This window comes from Streptosporangium longisporum (assembly GCF_039534895.1).
GTDB classification, from domain to species: domain Bacteria; phylum Actinomycetota; class Actinomycetes; order Streptosporangiales; family Streptosporangiaceae; genus Streptosporangium; species Streptosporangium longisporum.
Genome location: NZ_BAAAWD010000019.1, coordinates 455218 through 476973, shown reverse-complemented (window position 1 = coordinate 476973; position 21756 = coordinate 455218). Strand labels below are relative to the sequence as shown.

The window sequence follows — 21756 nt, the reverse complement described above, 5'->3', positions numbered from 1 at the left end:
ATGGTGTGTGACGAAACTCTAACACATCGATTCTGTGACGTAACAAGCCCTTCTGGTGTGACGTTTCATGCTGGGACCCCCTTCCCATGAAGCTAGATTGTTACTCTTATACCGTTTGACCTGCAAATCGAAGCGGGATCCGGTCGGCCGACAATTAGTCGTTGCATACGTCCGGAGAATGTGCGTACGATGTATGCACCGATTCGACGTACAAAGTACCCGAGGAGTTGTGGCCGTGACACAGGGCGTAACCAGAGCCGGGCGGAAGGAGTGGCTCGGGCTCGCGGTGCTGGTCCTCCCCGTCCTGCTCATCTCCGTGACCGTGACCGTGCTGTACTTCGCGCTGCCCTTCCTGAGCGCGGACCTCGCACCGACCGGTCCCCAGCTGCTGTGGATCGTCGACATCTACGCCTTCCTGCTGGCCGGCCTGCTGATCACGATGGGCGCGCTGGGGGACAGGATCGGCCGCAGGAAACTGCTGCTGCTCGGCGCGACCGCGTTCGGCGTCACCTCCGTCGTCGCGGCCTACGCGCCCAACGCCGACCTGCTCATCGCGGCCCGTGCCCTGCAGGGGGCGGCGGCGGCGAGCCTGATGCCCCCCACCCTGGCGCTGATCCGCAACATGTTCCACGACGCGGGGCAGCGCAGGATGGCCATCGCCCTGTGGGCCGCGGGCTTCGCCGGGGGCAGCGTGCTGGGACCGATCATCGGTGGCTGGCTGCTGGAGCGGTTCTGGTGGGGCTCGGTGTTCATGATCAACGTTCCGGTCATGGTCCTGCTGCTGATCCTGGGGCCGCTCCTGCTCCCCGAGTACCGCGATCCCGCCCCGGGGCCGTTCGACATCTTCAGCGCCGTGCTGTCGCTGGCGGCCGTGCTGCCGGTGGTCTACGGCATCAAGCAGTTCGCCGCCGACGACTTCAGCGCCCAGGCGCTGCTGAGCGTCGCGGCCGGCGTGGTCGTCTGCGTCGTGTTCCTGCGCAGGCAGCGCAGGCTGCCGCACCCGATGCTGGACCTGCGGCTGTTCTCCAACCGGGGCTTCACCATGTCCCTGGTCACCAGCACACTCGCGATCTTCGCCCTGGTGGGACTGTTCTACTTCATCGCGCAGTACCTGCAGATGGTGCTGGGACTGCGGCCGTTCACGGCCGGGCTGCTGACCCTGCCCGCGGCCGGCAGCGCCCTCGTCGGCTCCATGCTGGCCGCCGTGATCGCCCAGCGGGTACGCCCCGGGTACATCATGGGCGGCGGCATGATGCTCGCCGCCTGGGGGTTCGCGGTGATGAGCCAGATCGACGTCTCCTCCGACCGGTGGTTCCTCATCACCGGCCTGATCCTGCTGGGATCGGGGATCGGAGCGGTGCAGGCGGTCGCCTCCGACGTGATCGTCGCGCTCGCCCCGCCCGAGCGGGCCGGTTCGGCGTCCGCGGTGATGGAGGCCTCCACCGAGCTGGGCGGCGCGCTCGGCATCGCCATCCTGGGCAGCATAGGGCTGGCCGTCTACAGCGAGCAGTTCGTCGAGGCCGGTGGCGCCGACGGCCTGCCGCCCGAGCAGGCCCTGGTGGCGCGCGAGACCCTGGGCGGCGCGATAGGGGTGGCCGAACGGCTGCCCGACCAGGCCGCGGCGGCCCTGCTCGACGTCGCCCGCACGGCCTTCACCAGCGGCATGCAGGTTGCCGCCATCCTGGGAGCCGCCATCATGGCGCTGACGGCGGTCCTGGCCACGATCCTTCTCCGAGAGGTACGGATGGACGCCACCCCGGTGGACAGCCGTATCGAGTGAACCGGCTCGCCGTCCTCCGCCCCGGCGCCCCTCCGGCGGAGGCGGACGGCACCGGTTCCCGCGCGGGTCCCGGTCCCCGGCCACGCCCCCGAACCGGCGGGCCGGGACCCGTCCCGCCGCGGACCCGTCCGAGGACGGGTCCGCCTGAGACGAAGACCGTTCGAGACGAAGACCGTTCGAGACGAAGACCGTTCGAGACGGGGACCGCCTGAGGACGGGGACCGTTCGGGACGGGACCGTCTGAGACGGAGACCGTCCGAGGGGGGAACCCCCGGAGGGCGGAGACCCCGAAGGCGGGCCCCGTCGAAGGACGGGACCCGCCGTACCGTCGAAGGACGGAACCCACCGGACCGGGCCCTCGCCGCCCGGCGGTGGGATGGGAAGGTGCGACGGGGGCACGACGCCGGCGTCGCGCCGGCTCACATCATCTGGGAGAACTGCGCGGGCAGGTCCCTGCGGCCCTTGACGTTGAGCTTGCGGTAGATGCGCGTCAGGTGCTGCTCCACCGTGCTGACGGTGATGTAGATCTTCCTGGAGATCTCACGGTTGGTGTATCCCAGCGCGGCCAGCGACGCGACGCGCTGCTCGGCGTCGCTGAGCACGTTCATGCTCTCCCCGGCGCCGTTCTCGTAACCGTCGGTGCTGTGCCGTACGGCCTGCCGCAGCGGCTCGGCCCGGCACTCGCCGGCCACGCTGTCGGCGCGGTAGCCGATCATCCGCGCCTTGTTGGGCTCGCCCAGCTCGTTGAGGGTGTGGGTGAGGTCGACCAGCGCGTAGGCCATCTCCAGGCGGTCGCCCGCGGTCTGCAGCATGTCGATCGCCTCCCGCAGCAGGGGTGCGCGCTGCCGCAGGTCGCTGGTCGCGGCGAGCAGGCGGCGGGAGATGCCCCTCGCCCGGAGCGAGTCGCCGCCGGGCAGCTCGTAGGGCTCCTCCAGCAGCGCCCGCGCCTGGTCCTGCTGGTCCATCTGCAGCAGGGCGGCGGCGGCGCCGTGCCGCCACGGCACCAGGGTGGGGGTGTCCAGCCCCCAGGCCCGCATCAGCCGTCCGCAGGTGGAGAAGTCGCTCAGCGCGGCGTGCGAGTGGCTGGTCGCCAGGTGGTAGTGGGCACGCGCCTGCAGGTAGTAGAGCCCGAACCGGGTCTGCAGGATGCCGTCGGGGATGGGCTGCCTGAGCAGGTGCGCGGCCACCTCGTACTTGCCCATCTCGGTGGTGGCGCGGATCAGCACGGCCAGCGGCAGGCCGATGAGGACCCCGAGGCTGCGCGGGGGCAGGATGTCCAGCGCTCCGCGCGCGTACTCCTCGGCGGTCACCAGGTCGCCCTGGCGCAGGGCGATCACCGCGCGCAGCGAGGCGAGCGTCGCGCGCCAGGTCGGAGCGCGGCGCTGCACGGCCTCGGAGTACATCACGTCGCACCACGGCGCGGCCAGGTCGGCGCGGTCGGAGTAGACCAGGGCGAAGAGCGCCGACTCCACGGTCTCCAGGTTCGCGTCGTCCAGCGAGACGGAGTGCAGGACGCGCTCGGCGGTCCTGAGCGTGTCCGCGTCCGGGCCGTCCCGCAGGACGCCCGTCAGCAGCGTCGCCGCCTGCGCGTGCGGGCCGCTGCCGGCCGCCGTCCACGCCGTCGCCCCGGCCGCCGGGGCGGTGACGGCGACGGCGCGGGCCCGGGAGAGCACCGGTGGATGGGTGCACGACAACCGGTTGCGGACGATGTCGAGCCAGGCCGCCTCCTCGTCGGCGCCCGGTTCGGTGGCCAGCGCGTCCAGCCGTTCGAGCACCCGCGCGGCCTCGTCGTGCTGCCCGTTCCACAGCAGGAACCTCAGCAGCGTGTCCAGCTCCTGGAAGGAGAGCGCGTCCCCGCGGGCGGCCACGATGAGCCGGTCGACGTTCCGGCTGGCCGAGGCCGGGTTGATGCGCCACTCGGCGCGGGCGAGCGCCGTCGTGATCAGCGTGCGGTGCGGGTCGTCGCCGCACAGCTCCAGGGCGAGCTTCAGGCACCGGACCGCGAACTCGTGCCGGTCGTCGGTGAGCGCCTGCTCCGCGGCCTCGCGCAGCTCGGCCAGCGCCCAGGGTTCCCGGAACCGCGCGGCGCCCAGCAGGTGCTCGGCGACCACCGTGGCCGCGGCTCCCTCGGCGTGCAGAAGCCGCGCGGCACGACGGTGCATGTCCTGGCGCGCGTGCGGTTCGAGATCGTCGAGCACGGCCGCCCTGGCGGTGGGATGTCGGAAACGCAGCTCGTCGACGATGCCGATGACCCCAAGACGATTCAGTGTCTGTTTCACATTCGACGCCGGTATGTCGAGCAATTCGGCGAGCAGGGACGGCAGTGCGAAATCCCCCAGGACGGCCAGCCCCTGGGCGACCGTCAGCATGGCCGGGTCACTGCGATAGAGAAGCGCGCGCACCGACCGGGAGAAAGCCTCCGAGACGACGAGCTCGCCGACCTCCCTTCCCGCGTTACCGGTGTCCTCCATCAATGCCCTGACCAGTAACGGGTTGCCCCCGCTGATCCCGTGAAAGGCCGGGCCGAATCTTACCGAGGCGGTATCGCCCATCAATTCGCGGGTCATCTTCATCACGCCCTGGTAAGAGAAGGGCAACAATGCGATCCGCTCGTAGTGAGGATGACGCATGAGGTCGACCTCGATATGCGAGTCCATGTCCTGTGAGCCTTCCGTGGCGGTCAGGACGATGAACACGTTGGCACTCTTGAGGCGGTGGACGAAGTTCAACAGGAGTTGCCACGACATGGAATCGGCGTATTCGATGTCGTCCACGGTGATGAGGACCGTATTGGCCTTGGAAAGTTCGAGGACAATGGACCACAGGCCCTGGGTGGCACGCAACCGGTCGGACTCCCGCGTCCTTTCCGTCGGCGACCTCGACTCCGGCGCCGCGTCCTCGATCAGCCGTGCCGCGCGCGAGGAATGGTCGATGGGCAGCGCCGCGCTGTGGAAGAGCTGGCTCACCACCCCGAACGGCACGTTCTGATCCGTCCGCGAGCAGGTCGCGCTCAACCAGATGGCCCCCGATTCCACGGCGCGCCGGCTGAAGGCGTACACCAGTTCGGTCTTGCCCGTCGCGGTGGGCCCGGTGATCGTCGCGACGCGGCCACGGCAGTGCGCACACTCCGTGAGTAGGTCGGTGAGAAACGTGATTTCCTTGTCCCGCTCGATTAATATCATCGGGCTCCCCGTTCACCCCGGTGTCCCTAGATGAAAACAGACGATGAAACGATAACATCCGGCGTATAAAAGGCGGGACCTCGGCGGAACCCACCATCGCGTACCGACGGCGCCGAGTGCCACTCTTTTTTGGAGAAGTGCCGGAGACAGGAAGGCGACAGTTCCTGATTTCATCACGCTGCGACACGCAATTTCATCATCACCCCGCTCCCGGTTTCATCACGACGTTGTGTATATGAACCCGGGAGTTACCGTCGTCTACCCAGCGGGATCATCCACGGATGGCGAGAAAAATGCAAACCCCCTATTTACCCTTATACGGGGATCTGATTTAGGGGGGCCGTCGGGGTCGCCGGAGTGGATCGTCGCAGGTGGCTTTGGATATGCTGGCCCAGGTAGAGGCCTAATTCGCCGCAACGTGATCATCGCATCACTTTCGGTAGTGAATACCGGTCGGCGGGTAGAACGTGATATCGCTCACAGGTTCTTCGCGGATTCTTCGGAGAACCGGCCCGTCGCGCCGTGCGCCGCGGTCTTCCGCCCGGGGGCGACGGCACGGGCCGATCGGTTACGGACGGCGAGAGCAAATGAAACGGATGTCATGAAAGAGACCGTGGGCGTCGACGACACCTGGATCCGGCGTTTTCATCTCGGCTCGCGCCAGGAGCCGGCCGAGACGGCCGACGCGGCCGAGGCGTCGGTCTCGCTGATCTGTTTTCCGCACGCCGGGGGTGCCGCGGGCTTCTACCTGCCCGTGGCCCGGGTGGCCCCGCCCGGGGTCGAGGTGCTCGCCGTGCAGTATCCCGGCAGGCAGGACCGGCGGGCCGAGAAGTGCGTCGACGACGTCGAGGAGCTGGCCGACCGGATCGCCGAGGCGCTGCGTCCCGGGACCGGCCGTCCGATGGCCCTTTTCGGGCACAGCATGGGCGCCCTCGTGGCCTTCGAGGTGGCCCGCAGGCTGGAGGGGCAGGGCACCGTGCCCGTGGGGCTGTTCGCCTCCGGGCGCCGCGCCCCGTCGGTGCACCGGGACGACCGGATGCACCTGAGGCCGGACGAGAGCCTCCTGGCCGAGCTGCGGGGCCTGGGCGGCACGGCAGCGAGGGTGCTCGGCGACGACGAGTTCATGCGGGCGGTGCTGCCCATGGTGCGCAGCGACTACCGGGCCGTCGAGACCTACCGTCACCGGCCGGGCCCGAAGCTGTCGTGCCCGATCACGGCCCTGTCGGGCGCGGACGACCCCAAGGCCCGTCCGGGTGACGTGAGGGTGTGGCGCGAGCACACCGAGGCGGAGTTCGAGATGCGGCTCTTCCCCGGCGGCCATTTCTACCTCGTCGACCACGTCGAGGAGATCGTCGGTGTCATCGGGGACCGCATCGCGTCGGCCCTGACCGGCGCGGGCCGCGGCCCCGAGACCGGCTCCTGAGCACGGTCCGGCGCGGGCCTCGGCTCCGAGGCCGGTTCCCGGACGTGGTCCGGTACAAGCCGCGGTCCTGAGACCGGTTTCCGGACGCCGTCCGACACGGGTCCGCGGTTCCCGGACGCCCTCCGTCCCGTCCCGCCCCGGTCCACGACGTTCCTGCGTCCCGGGTCCCGCCGCCCGGCGTTCCGGCGTTCCGGCGCACGGTGCTCCGCGTACCGCGTCCCGTGTGGAAAAGCGACGTCCGTCATTCCGTACAGCGTCGTCCCCGTGACGAAACACCGGCCGGGCGCGTCGTAAAGATCACGGCCCGCGTCGAAACCTCCGGTGCCGTACCGCGCCGGCCGCACCGGAAACGGGTGCGGGGACGCCCGGCATCCGGTTGTGCAGCACCACAACGGATATATGTGGATTTATACGTAGACGCGAGAACGGCGCCGGAGCGGGTCCGGCGCCGTTCTGGTGAGGGGTCACGGGGGTGTCGCGCGGCATCCCTCACGGGCGCGCCACGCGGTGTCGCTACGGGGTCACGGGCACGTACCCCTCACGGGCGCGGGCCGCGCGGTGTCGCTACGGGTAGACGTGGAACCCGCGGCCGGTCTTCTTGCCCAGCAGGCCGCCCTCCACCATCCGCAGCAGCATCGGCGGCGGCGAGTACTGCGGGTCCTTGAACTCCTCGTACAGCGCGTCGGCGATCGAGGCCACCGTGTCCAGCCCGATCAGGTCGGCGAGCTTCAGCGGGCCCATCGGGTGCGAGCAGCCGAGCACCATCCCCTTGTCGATGACGTCGGCGGTCGCGAAGCCCGTCTCCACCATCCGGACGGCCGCCAGCAGGTAGGGGATGAGCAGGGCGTTGACCACGAAACCCGCCCGGTCGGGGGAGCGGATCACCTGCTTGCCGAGCGTCCCGACGACGAACGCCTCCGCCCGCGCGCGGGTCTCCTCCTCGGTGAGCAGCGACCCGATCAGCTCCACCAGCGGCAGGACCGGGACGGGGTTGAAGAAGTGCACGCCGATGACCTGGCCGGGCCGATCGGTCGCCCTGGCCATCCTGATGATCGGGATGGAGGACGTGTTCGACGCCAGGATCGCGCCGGGATCCTCCACGATCTTGTCCAGCGCGCCGAACAGGTCGAGCTTGATCGACTCGCTCTCCGGGGCCGTCTCGAAGACGATCTGCCGGTCGCCCAGGTCGTTGAGGTCGGTGGTGAAGGTGACCCGCTCCACCGCCTCGCTCCGCTCGGCCTCGGTGATCGTCGCCTTGCGCAGCCCGCGGTCCAGGGAGCTCAGCAGCCGCTGCCGCCCGCGGGCCATGGAGGCGCCGCTGGAGACCACCACCCGCACGTCGAGCCCGGCGCGGGCGCAGACGTCGGCGATGCCCGAGCCCATGACCCCGCAGCCGACGATGCCGACCCTGTCGATGCCCGCGGTCCTGTCGATGCCGTTCGCGTCGCTCATGCCCTCTCCCCGGACGTCCCGGCCGACCAGCGCAGCAGGCTCAGGCCCATCGACATGCCGCCGCCGAAACCGGCGAGCAGCACCAGGTCACCGTCGGCGATCATGCCCGACCGGGCGGCGTCGTCGAGGGCCACCGGCACCGACGCGCTGCCCATGTTCCCGTAACGCTCCACCGTGCTCGGCGAGCGCGCGCCGGTCAGTCCCGACCTGCGGGTCAGCTCGTCCAGCAGCACCCCGTTGGCCTGGTGCGGTACGAAGACGTCGATGTCGTCCAGCCGGTGCCCGGCGCCGTGCACCAGGTCCTCCAGCGCGGGCGGTACGTTCTCCATCACGAAGTTCCTCACTCCGCGGCCGTCCATCCTGAAGTAGTGGTCGCCGGCCGCGACGGTCTCGTGGGAGGCCGGGAGCCTGCTGCCCCCGGCCCTGACGCTGATGAGCCCGCTCGCCTCGCCGCGGCTGGACAGGTCGCTGGCGATGATCCCGTACGGCTCGGGCACCATGCCGACGAGGGCGGCGCCCGCGCCGTCCCCGAACAGCACCGCGGTGCGGCGGTCGGTGGCGTCGAGGATGCGCGAGTAGACGTCCGCGCCCACCACGAGCGCGTAGGTGTCCGGCCGGAGCGTGACCAGGGCTCTGGCCAGGTCCAGGGCGTAGACGAAGCCGCTGCACACGACGTTGACGTCGAAGCAGGCGGCGCCGTACGCGCCGATCGCGTCCTGCACCAGGTAGGAGGTGGGCGGCTGGGGGTGGTCACCGGTCGAGGTGGCCACGATGACGTACCCGATGCGGTCGACGCCGACGCCGGATCCCTCGATCGCGCTCAGCGCGGCCCGGGCCGCCAGGTCGGAGGTCGCCTCGTCCGGTGCGGCGTTCCGGCGGAAGGAGATCCGGGTCTTGCCCAGGATCCATTCGGGGGTGACGCCGGCAGGACCAGCCACCCGCTCGTTGCCGACCTCCTCCTTGGGCACGTACGAGCCGGTCGACAGGATTCCGGCGGTTCGCCTGGTCACGGCCGCCTACACCCTTCCGGCCAGGAGCGCCTCGGGGCGGACCGCGGCCTCGGTGCCCGGCATGACGCGGAGCGGGTTCAGCCGGTGCTCGCCGATCCTGGCGCGCAGCCCGGGGTCGGTGACGCCCAGCCCCGGCTCGGGGGCCATGCACAGCACGCCCACCTTGCCCAGGTGGGCGTTGGTCTGCACCAGCCGGGTGGCCTCGCCCACGTCGTCGAGCGAGTACACCGTCGACAGGGTCGGCATCAGCTTGCCCAGCTCGAACAGCCGCAGGCACTCCCAGAGCTCCTGCAGGTTGGCGGCGTGGCTGCCGATGATGCGCTTGAGGTTCATCCACAGGTAGCGGTTGTCGTAGTGGTGCTGGTAGCCGGTGCTGGAGCCGCAGGTGACGACCACGCCGCCGCGCCGGGCCAGGAACACCGAGATCCCGAACGTGGCCCTGCCGATGTAGTCGAAGACGATGTGCGGGTCGCCGCCCGCCCGCTCCCGGATGATCTTCCCGAGGCGCCTGCCCAGCTCGATCGTCCGCTCCGGCCCGGGAGGCTCGTCGCCGCCCATGCCGATCTCGCTGCGGTCGATGACGATGTCGCACCCCAGCCGCTCCAGGGCCGCGGCCTTGGCCGCGGAGCCGACCACCCCGACCGGGATGCCGCCGCCGTTCTTCACCATCTGCACGGCGTACGCGCCCAGCCCGCCGGTCGCGCCCCAGATGAGGACGATGTCGCCCTGCTTCATGTCCGCACCCTGACGGCTGACCAGCATGCGGTAGGCCGTGCCCGCGCACAGCGTGATGGAGGCGGCCTCCTCCCAGGTCAGGTGGGCGGGCTTGCGGACCAGCTGGCTGGCGCGGACCACCGTGTAGTGGGCCAGCCCGCCGAAGTTCGTCTCGAACCCCCACACCCGCTGGTCGGCGCCGAGCATGCCGTCGCCGTGGGTGGCCGGCTCCTGGTCGTCGACCTGGACCGGGCTCATCACCACGTGGTCGCCCACCTGCCAGCGGCGCACGCCGCCGCCGACCCGGACGATCACCCCGGCGCCGTCGGAGCCCAGGACGTGGTAGGGCAGGTCGTGCCGGGCGGCGAACCCGCCGGTGGCGCCGAACCGCTTGAGGAAGCTGAACGTCGGCAGCGGCTCGAAGATCGCCGACCAGACGGTGTTGTAGTTGACGGAGCTGGCCATCACCGCGACCAGGACCTCGTCCGGGGCCAGCTCGGGCATGGGCACCCGGCCGACGCGCAGCGACTTGCGCACGTCCTTGTCGTCGGTGCCGCCGAACATGTCGACGTCCTCGACCCGCAGGTGGGCGGCGACGTACTCCTGCGGCAGCGCGGTCCGCGCGAGCTCGGCCGAGGTCGCCCCGCCCAGCAGGGCGTCGGCCATCGGGTCCGCGGGGAGGGGCGCCGGGTTCGCCCGGCGGTGGAAGGGCGTGACGGGGGAAACGGCGTTCATCGGAATCCACCGGCTCCTTTCGGTGTGGTGGGCTTGCCTGCGGTGACGGCCGCCGGAGGGCGGGCCCGCCGCGGAGGTGAGGCGGTCCGTTCGGACCCGGGACGGGCCGGCGGGAGACGCGCGGGGTCGGGGAGCCGGGGGACGGCTCACGTGCTGCGGGTCAGAGGGGGATGTTGCCGTGCTCACCGCGCCCGGGCGGGGCGGCGGCGAGGGCCTCGGCGATCCTGCGGCGGGTGTGCGCCGGCTGGATCACCTCGTCCACCACGCCGATGGACACGGCGCGGGCCACGCCCCCGGCGGTGCGGGCGTGCTCGTCGACGAGGCGGAGCCGCAGCGCCTCGCGTTCGTCGTCGCCGGCCGCGGCCAGCCGCTTGCGGTGCAGCACGCCGACCGCGGCCTCCGCGCTCATCACCGCGACCTTCGCCTCCGGCCAGGCGAACACCGCGCTGGCGCCCAGCGACCGGGAGTTCATCGCGATGTACGCGCCGCCGTAGGACTGGCGGGTGACCAGGGTCACCCGGGGGACGACGGCCTCGGCGAAGGCGTGCAGGAGCTTGGCCCCGCGCCGGATCACCCCGCCCCACTCCTGCCCGACCCCGGGCAGGTAGCCGGGCACGTCGACGATCACCACCAGCGGAATCCCGAACGCGTCGCACATGCGCACGAACCTGGAGGCCTTCTCCGCGCTCAGCGAGTCGAGGCAGCCGCCCTTGCGCAGCGGGTTGTTGGCGACCACGCCCACCGACGCCCCGGCCAGCCGGCCCAGGCCGACGACCACGTTGGCCGCCCAGCGCGGCTGCATCTCCACGAAGGGCGCGCCGGCGTCGAGGATCTCCAGCACCAGCGGGTGCACGTCGTAGGCCCGGCGGGGGTTGTCCGGCAGCAGTGCCCGCAGGTCCGCGCCGTCGGGGACCGACCCGGGGTCGGCCGAGCCCCGGCGGGCCAGCAGCTCGGTCGTCCAGCGGGCCCGCAGGTAGGCCTCGTCCTCGGTCCCGGCCACCACGTGCGCCACGCCCGACGTGCGGCCGTGCGCCACGGGCCCGCCGAGGGACTCCATGTCGATCTGCTCGCCGGTGACGGCGCGCACCACGTCGGGACCGGTCACGAACATCCGGCCGGCCTCCGACATGATCACCACGTCGGTCAGCGCGGGCCCGTAGGCGGCGGCGCCCGCCGCGGGCCCCAGGACGACCGAGATCTGCGGCACCCTGCCCGACGCCCTGGTCATCGCGGCGAACACCCGGCCGACACCGTCCATCGACTCGACGCCGTCGGCGAGCCTGGCGCCACCGGAGTGCCACAGGCCGATCACCGGCACCCCCTCGGCCAGGGCGGTGTCGACGGCGTCCACGATCCTGAGGCTGCCCGCGGCGCCCATCGCCCCGCCCATGTTCGTGGCGTCGGTGCAGTAGGCGATCACGTCGATGCCCGCGACGCGGCCCCGTACGGCCGACACGCCGCTGGTGTCCTCCTCGTGCAACGGGAGCAGGGAGCCGGCGTCGAGCAGCCGCGCCAGCCGGACGGCCGGTGCGCGCTGGTCGAGCTCGGGCTCCTGCCGGGTGCCCGGATATCCGACGGTCAACGCGATCATCCATTCTCGGCGAAAGTCGATACGGTGAAGGGCGGGTTTCCTTGCACGTGGGACACCCCCGTTGAAATCGGGTACGGGCTCGATCCGCCGCCGGCGGCCGAAGAATGTTCACGACCACGGGAACATGAATCCGCCGTGTTCTATCCGGCCCGTGCACGAAACGCTATATGCACGCCACGTGGGCACCAACCCTTATCGCACCCCTAGAGAAAGGCCCCCTCGAAAGGCCGTGCCGGGCCCTGAGCGCGCCACCGCGTCCATGCGGCCGTCCGGTCCCGCGCACGCGCCGGGGAGGGCGCCGGCCGGACACCTCCCGGGACCGGCGCCCGGCCCCGCGCCCGCCGCCACCGGACGGCCGCCGCCGTCCGGCCCCAGCTCGACGGGGGTCCCGCTGCCGGTGGCGCGGGGCCTGCCGGGCGCGGACGGCGTGGCCGGAGCGGTCCGCGCCACGATCGTTAAGGGGCGGGTAGGGGTTGTCCGGCACCGCGCCGCTGACGACCATGAACGGTATCGGTGGAGAACGGCGCCGGGTACGCAAGGCCGGGCGCGGAACCGGGCCGGCGGGCCCCGAACGGACGCCCGCGCCTTCACCGGAGACATACGGGAAAAGCCGGAAAACGTTCGGGAAAAGCGTTTCCGCCGACGGCGGACGCGTTTTCGTGAACGTTCTCGTGAATCGGCGGGTCCTCGTCGTCTCCGGCCGGGCGTCGTTTCCCCGTGTGCTTTTCGGCGGTGACCGGGGACCCTGGCGCCGCCGTTCGGCACGGGGTCGTCCGGTGCGTCCCGTGACGGTCCCGCCGCCGCCCGGCCCTCCGGCGCGTCCCCTTCCCGGGCGCGTGGCCACCGGCCCCGCGTCACGCCGGCGCGGGTGCCGGGGAACTCGCGCGGTCGCCGGCACACGGCGGCTCCTCAGAAAGGTTTCGAACATGAAGATCCACCAGCTCGAGGTGGAGGACTCGTTCCTGATCACCCCCGAGGTCTTCGCGGACCGGCGGGGGACGTTCCTGGAGATGTTCAACCAGCCCGCGTTCCGCGAGGCGATCGGCCACCCCCTCTCGGTCGCCCAGGTCAACTGCTCGGTCTCCCGGCGCGGGACGATCCGCGGCGTGCACGCGACCGCCCTTCCCGGGCAGGCCCGCTACGTGGCCTGTGCCCAGGGCGCCATCGTCGACATCGTGGTGGACATCCGGGTCGGCTCGCCCACCTACGGCCGTCATGTCGCGGTCCAGCTCAGCGCCGACAACCGGCACGCCCTGTACCTGGCCGAGGGCCTGGCGCACGGCTTCGCCCCGCTGACCGAGCACGCCACCGTCGTCTACCTGTGCTCCAGCAACTGGTCGCCCGGCACGGAGATCCAGATCAACCCGCTGGACGCGGAGCTGGCGCTGCCCTGGCCGCGCGAGCACGAGCTGCTGCTGTCGGACAAGGACCGCGACGCCCCCTCGCTGCGCGAGTGCGCCGAACGCGGCCTGCTGCCGGCCTACGCCGACTGCAAGGCCCGCTACGCCGAGCTCAACGACTACGCCCTGACCTGATGACGTCCCCGCGGAACACCTGGAGCCAACGATGATCCCCTTGTTCGGTGTGGCGATGTCACCGGCCGCCCCCGCCGCGGCCGCCGAGGTCCTGGGCAGCGGCCGGATCGGCCAGGGCGCCAAGGTCGACGAGTTCGAGGCGGCCCTGGCCGCCAGGATCGGCAACCCCCGGGTCGCCACCCTCAACAGCGCCACCGCCGGTCTGCAGCTGGCCCTGCACCTGGTCGCCGGGAGCACCGGCGACGGCGACGACGGCGAGGGTGAGGTGCTGTCCACGCCGCTGACCATGGAGGCCACCAACTGGGCGATCCTGGCCAACCGGCTGCGCATCCGCTGGGTCGACATCGACCCGGCCACCCTCAACATCGACCTGGACGACCTCGCCCGCAAGATCTCGCCCCGCACGCGCGCCATCATGGTGGTGCACTTCGCCGGGTACGCGGTCGACCTCGACCGGCTCGGCCAGATCCTCGACGAGGCCGAGGCCAGGTTCGGCTTCCGTCCCGTGGTGATCGAGGATTCCGCGCACGCCTGGGGCGCCACCTACCGGGGCAGGCCGCTGGGCACCCACGGCAACGTCTCGGTCTTCAGCTTCCAGGCCATCAAGCACCTGACCTCAGGCGACGGCGGGGCGATCGTGCTGCCCGACGACGAGCTGTACCGGCGGGCCCGGCTGCTGCGCTGGTTCGGCATCGACCGTACCGCCGACCGGCTGCGCAACCCCCCGGACGTGCCCGAGTGGGGCTTCAAGTTCCACATGAACGACATCAACGCCGCGGTCGGCCTGGCCAACCTGGCCGGTGTCGACGACGTCCTGGCCAGGCACCGCGACAACGCCGCCTTCTACGACCGCGAGCTCGCCGGCACCCCCGGCCTGGAGCTGACCGAGCGGGCCGGCGACCGGGAGTCCTCCTTCTGGATCTACCCCATGAAGGTGGAGGACCGGGAGTCGTTCATGAAGCGCATGGACGACGCCGGGATCATGGTCAGCAACGTGCACGAGCGCAACGACCTGCACACCTGCGTGCGCGAGTACTCCGCGCTCCTTCCCAACCTGGAGAGGGTCGCCCCGCAGATCGTGTGCGTGCCGGTGGGCTCGTGGGTGACCGACGAGCAGCGCGAGCACATCGTCGCCTCCATCAAGAAGGGCTGGTGAGGATCTCCCATGCCCGTCGCGCCCAGCGCCAAGGGGACCGTGCCGTTCGGTGAGCACCGGACCTGGTACCGGGTGACCGGCACCCCCGGGTCCGGCCTGCCCACGCTGGTCGCGGTGCACGGCGGTCCCGGCAGCACCCACGACTACCTGGTGGGCCTGGCCGTGCTCGCCGAGGCGGGCTGGCCCGTCGTCCACTACGACCAGCTCGGCAACGGCGGCTCCACCCACCTGCCGGACGCGGACCCGGGCTTCTGGACGCCCGCCCTGTTCCTCGACGAGCTGGACAACCTGCTGCGGCACCTGGGGGTGGACGACGACTACGTCCTGTTCGGCCAGTCGTGGGGCGGGCTGCTGGTCGCCGAGCACGCCTCGCGCAGACCGGCCGGGCTGCGCGGCCTGGTGGTCGCCAACGCCCCGGCCTCGTACCCGCTCTGGCTGAGCGAGATGCGGGTGCTGCGCGAGCGGCTGCCCCCCGGCGTCGACGACACGCTGCGCGCGCACGAGGAGGCCGGCACGACGGACTCCCAGGAGTACTTCGACGCCATGATGGTCTTCTACAACAGGCACGTCTGCACGCTGCAGCCGTGGCCGCGCGAGTTCCTCGCCACGTTCATGGAGATCTACAACGACCCCACCGTCTACTACGCGATGAACGGGCCGAGCGAGTTCCACGTGATCGGCTCGCTGCGCGACTGGGGGGTGATCGACGGCCTTCCCGACATCGACGTGCCCACGCTGGTCGTCTCCGGACGCCACGACGAGGCCACCCCCGCCACGGTACGGCCCTACGTCGACCTCATCCCCGACGTCCGCTGGGAGATCTTCGAGAACTCCAGCCACACGCCGCACCTGGAGGAGCCCGAGCGCTTCATCGCGGTCATGACCGAGTTCCTCAAGAGTTTGGAATAGCGATGAACAGCGATACAGACACCGGCGCCAAGGCCGGGACCGCGATCGTCTTCCCCGGCATGGGACCCACCAGGTTCGCCGACGTCGCCGCGTTCATGCGCGACGACCCCGGGGCGCGGCGGCTGTTCGAGCGCGCCGGCGACGCGCTCGGCTACTCGCCCGTCGAGCGCTTCCGCGACTCGGGGGACGACTACACCGAGGCGGCGCAGGTGGCGTTCATGGTGAACTGCCTGGCCCTGGCGGAGTGGGCGGAGAGGGAACTGGGCGTCGAACCCGAGGTGTGCGCGGGCCCCAGCTTCGGCGGCAAGGCCGCCACCGCCTACTCGGGCGCGCTCTCCTTCGAGGACGCCGTGCGGACGACCGCGGCGCTGGCGCGCTGCACCGCCGGGTACTTCGCCCGCGAGCACACCGACATCGTCACCCACTCCTTCGTCCGCGTCCCCGAGCCCCGGCTGAAGGAACTGCTGGCGGAGCTGGACGAGCACGACGAGTGGTACGACCTGTCGTGCCGCGTCGACCACGACTTCCACATGCTCTCGCTGCGCGAGCGGCGGGTCGAGTGGCTCCAGGGCAGGGTGCGCTCGATGGGCGGGCTCTCGCTCTACACGATGCGGCCCCCGATGCACTCGGCCGCGTTCGAGCCGCTGCGGCGCCTGGCGGCCCGGGAGGTCCTCGACGGCCTGGACTTCGCCGACCCGCGCCTGCCGGTCGTCGACGACCACGACGGGACCGTGCTGACCACCGGGGACGGCGTGCGGACGATGCTGCTGGACGGCTTCGTGCGGGCGCTGCGCTGGCCGGACGTGGTGGACACGCTGCGCGGCCTCGGTGTGGCGCGGCTCTGCGTCGCCGGGCAGGACAGCCTGTTCGGCCGGGTGCCGGTCACCACGAGGAACTTCACCGTCGTGCCGGTCAACCCGAGGGTGGTGGCGGCGCCCCGGCCGGGGTCGCGGCCCGCGTCGTCCTCACCGTCGCGACCGGTGTCGCAGCCGGTGTCGCGGCCGGTACGGCCGTCCGGTGCGTGACGGGACCGGCGGGTCCGCCCGCCGGTCCCGCGCTGCCCGGTCAGCCCACCGGCCGGAACATCCCCGACAGGACCTTCCAGAGCGTGCCCGGTGTGCGGAAGGTCTCCATGCTGAGGGCGTCGTCCTGGAAGTGCACCCCGTACTCCTCCTCCAGGGCGGACAGCAGCTCGACGATGCCGAGCGAGTCGAGACCGAGGTCGGTCAGGGGGGTGTCCTGCTCGATCTTCTCTTCCGGCGGCAGGAAGGGGAGCTGCCGGCGCAGGAGCTCCTCGAAACGATCGTCCCACATGATGGTCGACTTCCCTTCTCGGTGGAGGGCGTGCTGGGGTGTGAACGCGAAAAGAAAGATGAGGGGGGTCGCGGTCCGCGACATTCACCCGAGGGGCGGCACCACTGCCGGGCGTCATTCTCACCTCGCCCCTCCGAAGTGAACCTAGCGCGCGCGGACGCCGATGTCCATCGCTCCCGCGGTGATTCTTCGAATTGATTCCGGGCCTTTCGCCGGGCGTATCGGAATAACCACGCGCACCCATCGACATTCAAGGACGGAAATGACCGTGGAAACCTCCCACGCCCTCTACTCGCGTTTCCTGCGCGGCCTGGAGACCTCCCCGGAACGGCCGGCCTTCCGCGTCGCCGGCCCCGGCAGCGGTCCCGGCAGCGGTCCCGGCGGCGGTCCCGGCGGCGGTACGGCCTCCTACGCCGAGGTCCACCGCGCGGCCCTGCTCTGGGCCGGGGCGCTGCCCGTCCCGGCCCCGTCCGGGGACACCGCAGGCAGCGGGGCCGAGTCCGGCCCGGCCGGCCGGTCAGGGGCCGTCGGGGTGCTCGCCGCCAAGGGGGCCGTCGCCTACACCGGGATCCTGGCCGGCCTGTACGCCGGGGCGACCGTCGTGCCGCTGCACCCGGACTTCCCCGCGGCCCGTACCCGGCAGATGATCGAGGCCGCCGGGGTGTCCACGCTGGTCGTGGACGACCGCGGCCGGGCACGGGCCGCCGAGCTGAGTGCGGACGGGCTCGACCTCGCGGTCCTGGACCCGGCGGCGGCCCCGCCCGACCCGGCGCGCGCGTTGGAGCGCCCGCGCCCGGTCGAGCCCGGCGACATCGCCTACGTGCTGTTCACCTCCGGCTCCACCGGCCGCCCCAAGGGGGTGCCGATCACCCACGCCAACACCGCCCACTACTTCGCCCTGCTGGACCGGCGCTACGACTTCACCCCCGGCGACGTCTTCTCGCAGACCTTCGACCTGACCTTCGACTGCGCGATGTTCGACCTGTTCTGCGCTTGGGGGGCCGGGGCCGTCGCGGTCCCCGTACCGCCGCACGCCTACCGGGACCTGCCCGCGTTCCTCGCCGAGCAGGGCGTCACCGTGTGGTTCTCCACGCCCAGCGCCATCTCCATGGTCCGCAGGACGGGCGGCCTGCGGCCGGGCTCCATGCCCGGCCTGCGCTGGAGCCTGTTCGCCGGTGAGGCGCTGAAGTGCGCCGACGCCACCGACTGGCAGCGGGCCGCGCCCGCCTCCACGCTGGAGAACCTCTACGGGCCGACCGAGCTGACCATCACCATCACCGCCCACCGCTGGGACCAGGAGGTCTCCCCGGGCCTGGGCGTCAACGGCATGGCGCCGATCGGGGGGGTCAACGACGGGCACGAGCACGTGCTGCTGGACGCCGAGGGCAGGCCCGACGCCGCCGAGGGCGAGCTGTGGATCACCGGGCCGCAGACCACCCCCGGCTACCTCGACCCCGCCGACGACGGCGGCCGGTTCGTCGAACGCGACGGGCGGACCTGGTACAACACCGGCGACCGGATCCGCAGGGCCGCGAACGGGGAGCTGGTCTACCTGGGCAGGGCCGACGCCCAGGTCCAGGTGCGCGGCTGGCGGGTGGAGCTCGCCGAGATCGACCACGCCCTGCGCGGGTGCGACGGGGTCGACGACGCGGTGACCGTCAGCGGAGGCGCGGACGGCGACGTCGAGCTCGTGGTGTTCTACACCGGGACGCCGTCACGCCCGGCCGACCTCGCCGCGAGCCTCCGCCGGACCCTGCCGCCGGGCATCATCCCCCGCCACTACCGGCACCTGGACGAGCTGCCGCTGAACCCCAACCGCAAGGTCGACCGGGCCGGTCTCGCGGCATGGGCCGCCCGCATCCTCACCGGCACCGAACAGGCGCCTGCGGCGACCCCCGAAAAGGCGTCCCCCGTCGGCGCGGCGTCCCGGGAGATTCTTTAGGGGGGCGTAGGGGTGTGGCCGCCGGGGAGGGGCGAGGTAGCGTTTCCATGGATTTATATGGGCCCTGTCCCATGAAAAAGCGCATGGGCTGCCGGAGGAAATTCTTTTTTCATTCGGGGACGGGAGATTAACGTGGAGAAATTGATTTCCGAGGTACCGTCCCTGCGGTCGGATCTCGTGCACCGCCTGCTGGACGACGCGGCCGCGGCCGCGCCTTCCGACCCCGCGGTCCGCGACGCGCGGGGCGGGTGGGACTACCGGCGGGTCGCCGGGCTGAGCCACGCCTTCGAGGCGTGGCTGGACGAGCAGGGGGTCCGCCCGGGGGACCGGGTGATCGTCCAGCTCCCCAACCGGCGCGAGATGGTCCCCATCGTCTACGGCGTCCTGCGGCGCGGCGCCGTCCTGGTGCCGCTGAACCCCGGCATGAAGCCGTTCCACCTGAGCTCGGTCCTGAAGGACTGCGAACCGTCGCTCGTCGTCGGGTCGGGGGAGGCCGCCGCGACCGTGCGGGCGCTCGGGGACGTCCCCGTGCACGACCTCGACGAGATCTGGGCCGGGATCGAGGAGCGGGCCGACCGGCCCGTCACCCGCGAGCCGGTCGAGATCCTGGCCGAGTACGTCGCCGTCCTCATCTACACCTCGGGCAGCACGGCCGCGCCCAAGGCGGTGGTCTGCCCGCACGAGCGGGTGAGCTACGCCGCCTCCGCCATCAACGCGGTGCTCGGCTACCGGCCGGGCGACGTGGTCTTCTGCCGGCCGCCGATGTCCTTCGACTACGGCCTCTACCAGATCTTCCTGTCCGCGCTCGGCCGCGCCGAGCTGGTGCTGGCCGGGGACGGGCCGGACGTGGCGCTGCTCGGGCAGATCCGCGACTGCGGCGCGACCGTCGTCCCGATCGTGCCGTCCCTCGGCGCGATGATCTCGACGCTGGCCAGGCGCGCCCCCGGCTCCGCGCCGTCGGTGCGGATGTTCACCAACACCGGGGCGGCCCTGCCGTCCGCGACCATCGACGGTCTGCGCGCGTCGTTCCCGGGCGCCCGGGTGGTCAGGATGTACGGCATCACCGAGTGCAAGCGCGTCACGATCATGGAGCCGGAACTCGACGGGGAACGTCCCGGCGCGTCCGGCAGGGCACTGCCCGGCACCCGCGTGCTGATCCTCGACGGCGAGGGCCGCCCGCTGCCCGCCGGCGAGGTCGGCGAGATCGTCGTGGACGGGCCGAACGTGATGGCCGGCTACTGGCGCGACCCCGTGCTGACCGCGCGGGCCTACCGCCCCGACCCCGAGACCGGCAGGGCCCGCCTGCACACCGGTGACTACGGCAGCCTCGACGAGGACGGCTACCTGTACTTCCAGGGCCGCCGGGACGACATGTTCAAGCGCAAGGGCACCCGGATGAGCACCGTCGAGATCGAGGCGGCCGCCATGGACATCCCCGGCGTCACCGCGGCCGTGGTCCTTCCCCCCGCCGACGGCCGCGACCTGGTCGTGTTCGTCGAGGGAGAGCTGACCCCGCACGCGGTCCTGCGCGAGCTGGCCGAGCGGCTGGAACCGCCGAAGGTGCCCGCGGCCTGCCACGTGCTGGAGAAGTTCCCGCTGACCCTGAACGGCAAGAACGAGCGCAAGCAGCTGGCGCTGCTGCTCGAGGGGAGCTCCGCATGAGCCGCAACACCGACCTCGTCGCCAGGTACGGCTCCCCGCTGTACGTCTACGACCTCGACCGCGTCACGGACGCCCGCGACGCCCTGCTGTCCTCGCTTCCGGAGACGTTCGAGCTGTTCTTCTCCTTCAAGGCCAACCCGCACCCCGAGATCGCCCGTGCGCTGCGCGGCGGGGACGGGCGCGGCTGCCTGGCCGAGATCAGCTCGACCGGCGAGCTGAGCGCCGCCCTGGAGGCCGGCTTCGACGGCTCGGAGATCCTCTACACCGGGCCGGGCAAGACCCGCGAGGAGCTGACGGCCGCGATCGCCGCCGGGGTCGTCTCCTTCTCGGTGGAGTCACCGGGCGACCTGCGGCGCGTGGGGGAGGTGGCGAGCGCCCACGGCGTGGTCGCCGACTGCCTGCTCCGCGTCAACAGCGCCACCTCCAGCGCCGCGACCAGCATCAGGATGACCGGCACCCCGTCCCAGTTCGGCATCGACAGCGAGACGCTGGCGGACCTGATGCCCGAGCTGCGCGCGGTGCCCGGCACCCGGCTGGCCGGGGCCCACCTGTTCTCGCTGAGCAACGCCAAGGACGAGGAGAGCCTGATCGGGGAGTTCCGCCACACCATCTCGGTGGCGGCGGACCTGCGGCGGGAGGTGGACCTGCCGGTGCGCCTGCTGGACATCGGCGGGGGCTTCGCCGCCCCCTACCTCACCCCCGGGGAGCGGCCCGTCTACCCGGGCCTGCGGGCCGCGCTGGAGGAGATCCTCGACGAGCACTTCCCCGACTGGCGGGCCGGGACGCCGCGGATCGCCTGCGAGTCCGGTCGCCACCTGGTCGGCGGCGCCGGGGAGCTGCTGTGCACCGTGGTCAACATCAAGGAGAGCCGCGGGCGCAAGTTCGTCATCCTCGACGCGGGCATCAACACCCTGGGGGGCATGTCGGGCCTGGGACGGCTGCTGCCGGTCTCGGTGGGGCTCGGCGACGACCCGTCGCGGGACGGCGACCCGGCAGGCGAGGAGGTCGCCACCCTGGCCGGCCCGCTCTGCACCCCGGGCGACCTCCTGGGCAAGAACGTGCGGCTCCCCGCGCTCTCGGTGGGCGACGTCGTCACCATCCCCAACGCGGGCGCGTACGGGATGACCGCGAGCCTGCTGATGTTCCTGGGACGTCCCGCCCCCACCGAGGTCGTCGTGCGCGGCGGCGAGGTCGTGTCGGCGTCCCGTATCCAGTTCGTCCGGAAATACGACTGAGTTCCGGCGCCGCGGGGCCCGGGTGAGGGTCCCGCGGTGTCCACGCGGTGTCCCCGCGGTGTCCCCGGGGAGCCCCGCGGGGCCCCGCAGGGCTCCCCGGCGCGGCACGGTCGCGT

The 21756-nt window shown here is 71.7% G+C and carries 15 protein-coding genes; 9 read left to right on the top strand and 6 right to left on the bottom strand.

Annotated features, from left to right (window positions below):
- The first annotated feature begins 235 nt into the window (after positions 1–235).
- Entirely contained in the window at positions 236–1780 is a 1545-nt protein-coding gene (locus ABD832_RS33880; RefSeq protein ID WP_344903825.1) for an MFS transporter, read from the top strand.
- Between the two features lie 419 nt (positions 1781–2199).
- Here ABD832_RS33880 and ABD832_RS33875 read toward each other — a convergent pair whose 3' ends face one another.
- A complete protein-coding gene (locus ABD832_RS33875) occupies positions 2200–4962 on the bottom strand; it encodes a helix-turn-helix transcriptional regulator (protein ID WP_344903822.1) in 2763 nt (920 codons plus the stop codon).
- 601 nt (positions 4963–5563) lie between these two features.
- Between ABD832_RS33875 and ABD832_RS33870 the strand changes: the two genes are divergently transcribed.
- Positions 5564–6385, top strand: a complete 822-nt coding sequence (locus tag ABD832_RS33870; RefSeq protein WP_344903819.1) for a thioesterase II family protein — start codon at positions 5564–5566, stop codon at positions 6383–6385.
- A gap of 564 nt (positions 6386–6949) precedes the next feature.
- Here ABD832_RS33870 and ABD832_RS33865 read toward each other — a convergent pair.
- The 4 genes from ABD832_RS33865 to ABD832_RS33850 all read right to left on the bottom strand — a co-directional run bounded on the left by ABD832_RS33865 (position 6950) and on the right by ABD832_RS33850 (position 11878).
- Positions 6950–7837 (bottom strand): 3-hydroxybutyryl-CoA dehydrogenase, encoded by an 888-nt coding sequence (locus ABD832_RS33865; protein WP_344903816.1) that lies wholly within the window; start codon positions 7835–7837, stop codon positions 6950–6952.
- Positions 7834–8847, bottom strand: a complete 1014-nt coding sequence (locus tag ABD832_RS33860; protein WP_344903813.1) for a 3-oxoacyl-ACP synthase III family protein — start codon at positions 8845–8847, stop codon at positions 7834–7836. Before ABD832_RS33860 ends, ABD832_RS33865 begins: the two co-directional genes overlap by 4 nt.
- A gap of 6 nt (positions 8848–8853) precedes the next feature.
- Entirely contained in the window at positions 8854–10227 is a 1374-nt protein-coding gene (ccrA, locus tag ABD832_RS33855; protein WP_413224955.1) for a crotonyl-CoA carboxylase/reductase, read from the bottom strand.
- Positions 10228–10456: 229 nt separating this feature from the next.
- The gene (locus ABD832_RS33850) at positions 10457–11878 is read right to left on the bottom strand and encodes an acyl-CoA carboxylase subunit beta (protein WP_344903807.1); all 1422 of its coding nucleotides are present in this window, start codon (positions 11876–11878) and stop codon (positions 10457–10459) included.
- Positions 11879–12813: 935 nt separating this feature from the next.
- On the opposite strand from ABD832_RS33850, the gene rfbC reads away from it, so the two are divergent.
- From rfbC to ABD832_RS33830, 4 genes are read left to right on the top strand one after another with little or no spacing between them, the layout of a single operon-like run.
- A complete protein-coding gene (gene rfbC / locus ABD832_RS33845; RefSeq protein ID WP_344903804.1) occupies positions 12814–13422 on the top strand; it encodes a dTDP-4-dehydrorhamnose 3,5-epimerase in 609 nt (202 codons plus the stop codon).
- 31 nt (positions 13423–13453) lie between these two features.
- A complete protein-coding gene (locus tag ABD832_RS33840; RefSeq protein ID WP_344903801.1) occupies positions 13454–14578 on the top strand; it encodes a DegT/DnrJ/EryC1/StrS family aminotransferase in 1125 nt (374 codons plus the stop codon).
- A gap of 9 nt (positions 14579–14587) precedes the next feature.
- Complete coding sequence (locus tag ABD832_RS33835; protein ID WP_344903798.1) at positions 14588–15487, top strand: proline iminopeptidase-family hydrolase; 900 nt, start codon at positions 14588–14590, stop codon at positions 15485–15487.
- A 2-nt stretch (positions 15488–15489) separates the two neighbouring features.
- Positions 15490–16512, top strand: coding sequence for an ACP S-malonyltransferase (locus tag ABD832_RS33830; RefSeq protein WP_344903795.1), 1023 nt, complete (start codon positions 15490–15492; stop codon positions 16510–16512).
- A gap of 40 nt (positions 16513–16552) precedes the next feature.
- Here the strand turns inward: ABD832_RS33830 and ABD832_RS33825 are convergent, their stop codons facing one another.
- Positions 16553–16801: an acyl carrier protein gene (locus ABD832_RS33825; protein WP_344903792.1), complete on the bottom strand. Its 249-nt coding sequence runs from the start codon at positions 16799–16801 to the stop codon at positions 16553–16555.
- A 262-nt stretch (positions 16802–17063) separates the two neighbouring features.
- Here ABD832_RS33825 and ABD832_RS33820 point away from each other — a divergent pair, with 262 nt between their 5' ends.
- The 3 genes from ABD832_RS33820 (at position 17064) to ABD832_RS33810 (ending at position 21640) form a co-directional block, all read left to right on the top strand.
- Positions 17064–18743 carry an AMP-binding protein gene (locus ABD832_RS33820; RefSeq protein ID WP_344903789.1) on the top strand — a complete coding sequence of 560 codons (1680 nt, stop codon included), beginning with the start codon at positions 17064–17066 and terminating at the stop codon, positions 18741–18743.
- A gap of 132 nt (positions 18744–18875) precedes the next feature.
- Positions 18876–20405 (top strand): AMP-binding protein, encoded by a 1530-nt coding sequence (locus tag ABD832_RS33815; protein WP_344903786.1) that lies wholly within the window; start codon positions 18876–18878, stop codon positions 20403–20405.
- Positions 20402–21640 (top strand): type III PLP-dependent enzyme domain-containing protein, encoded by a 1239-nt coding sequence (locus tag ABD832_RS33810; protein WP_344903782.1) that lies wholly within the window; start codon positions 20402–20404, stop codon positions 21638–21640. Before ABD832_RS33815 ends, ABD832_RS33810 begins: the two co-directional genes overlap by 4 nt.
- The last annotated feature ends 116 nt before the right edge of the window (positions 21641–21756 follow it).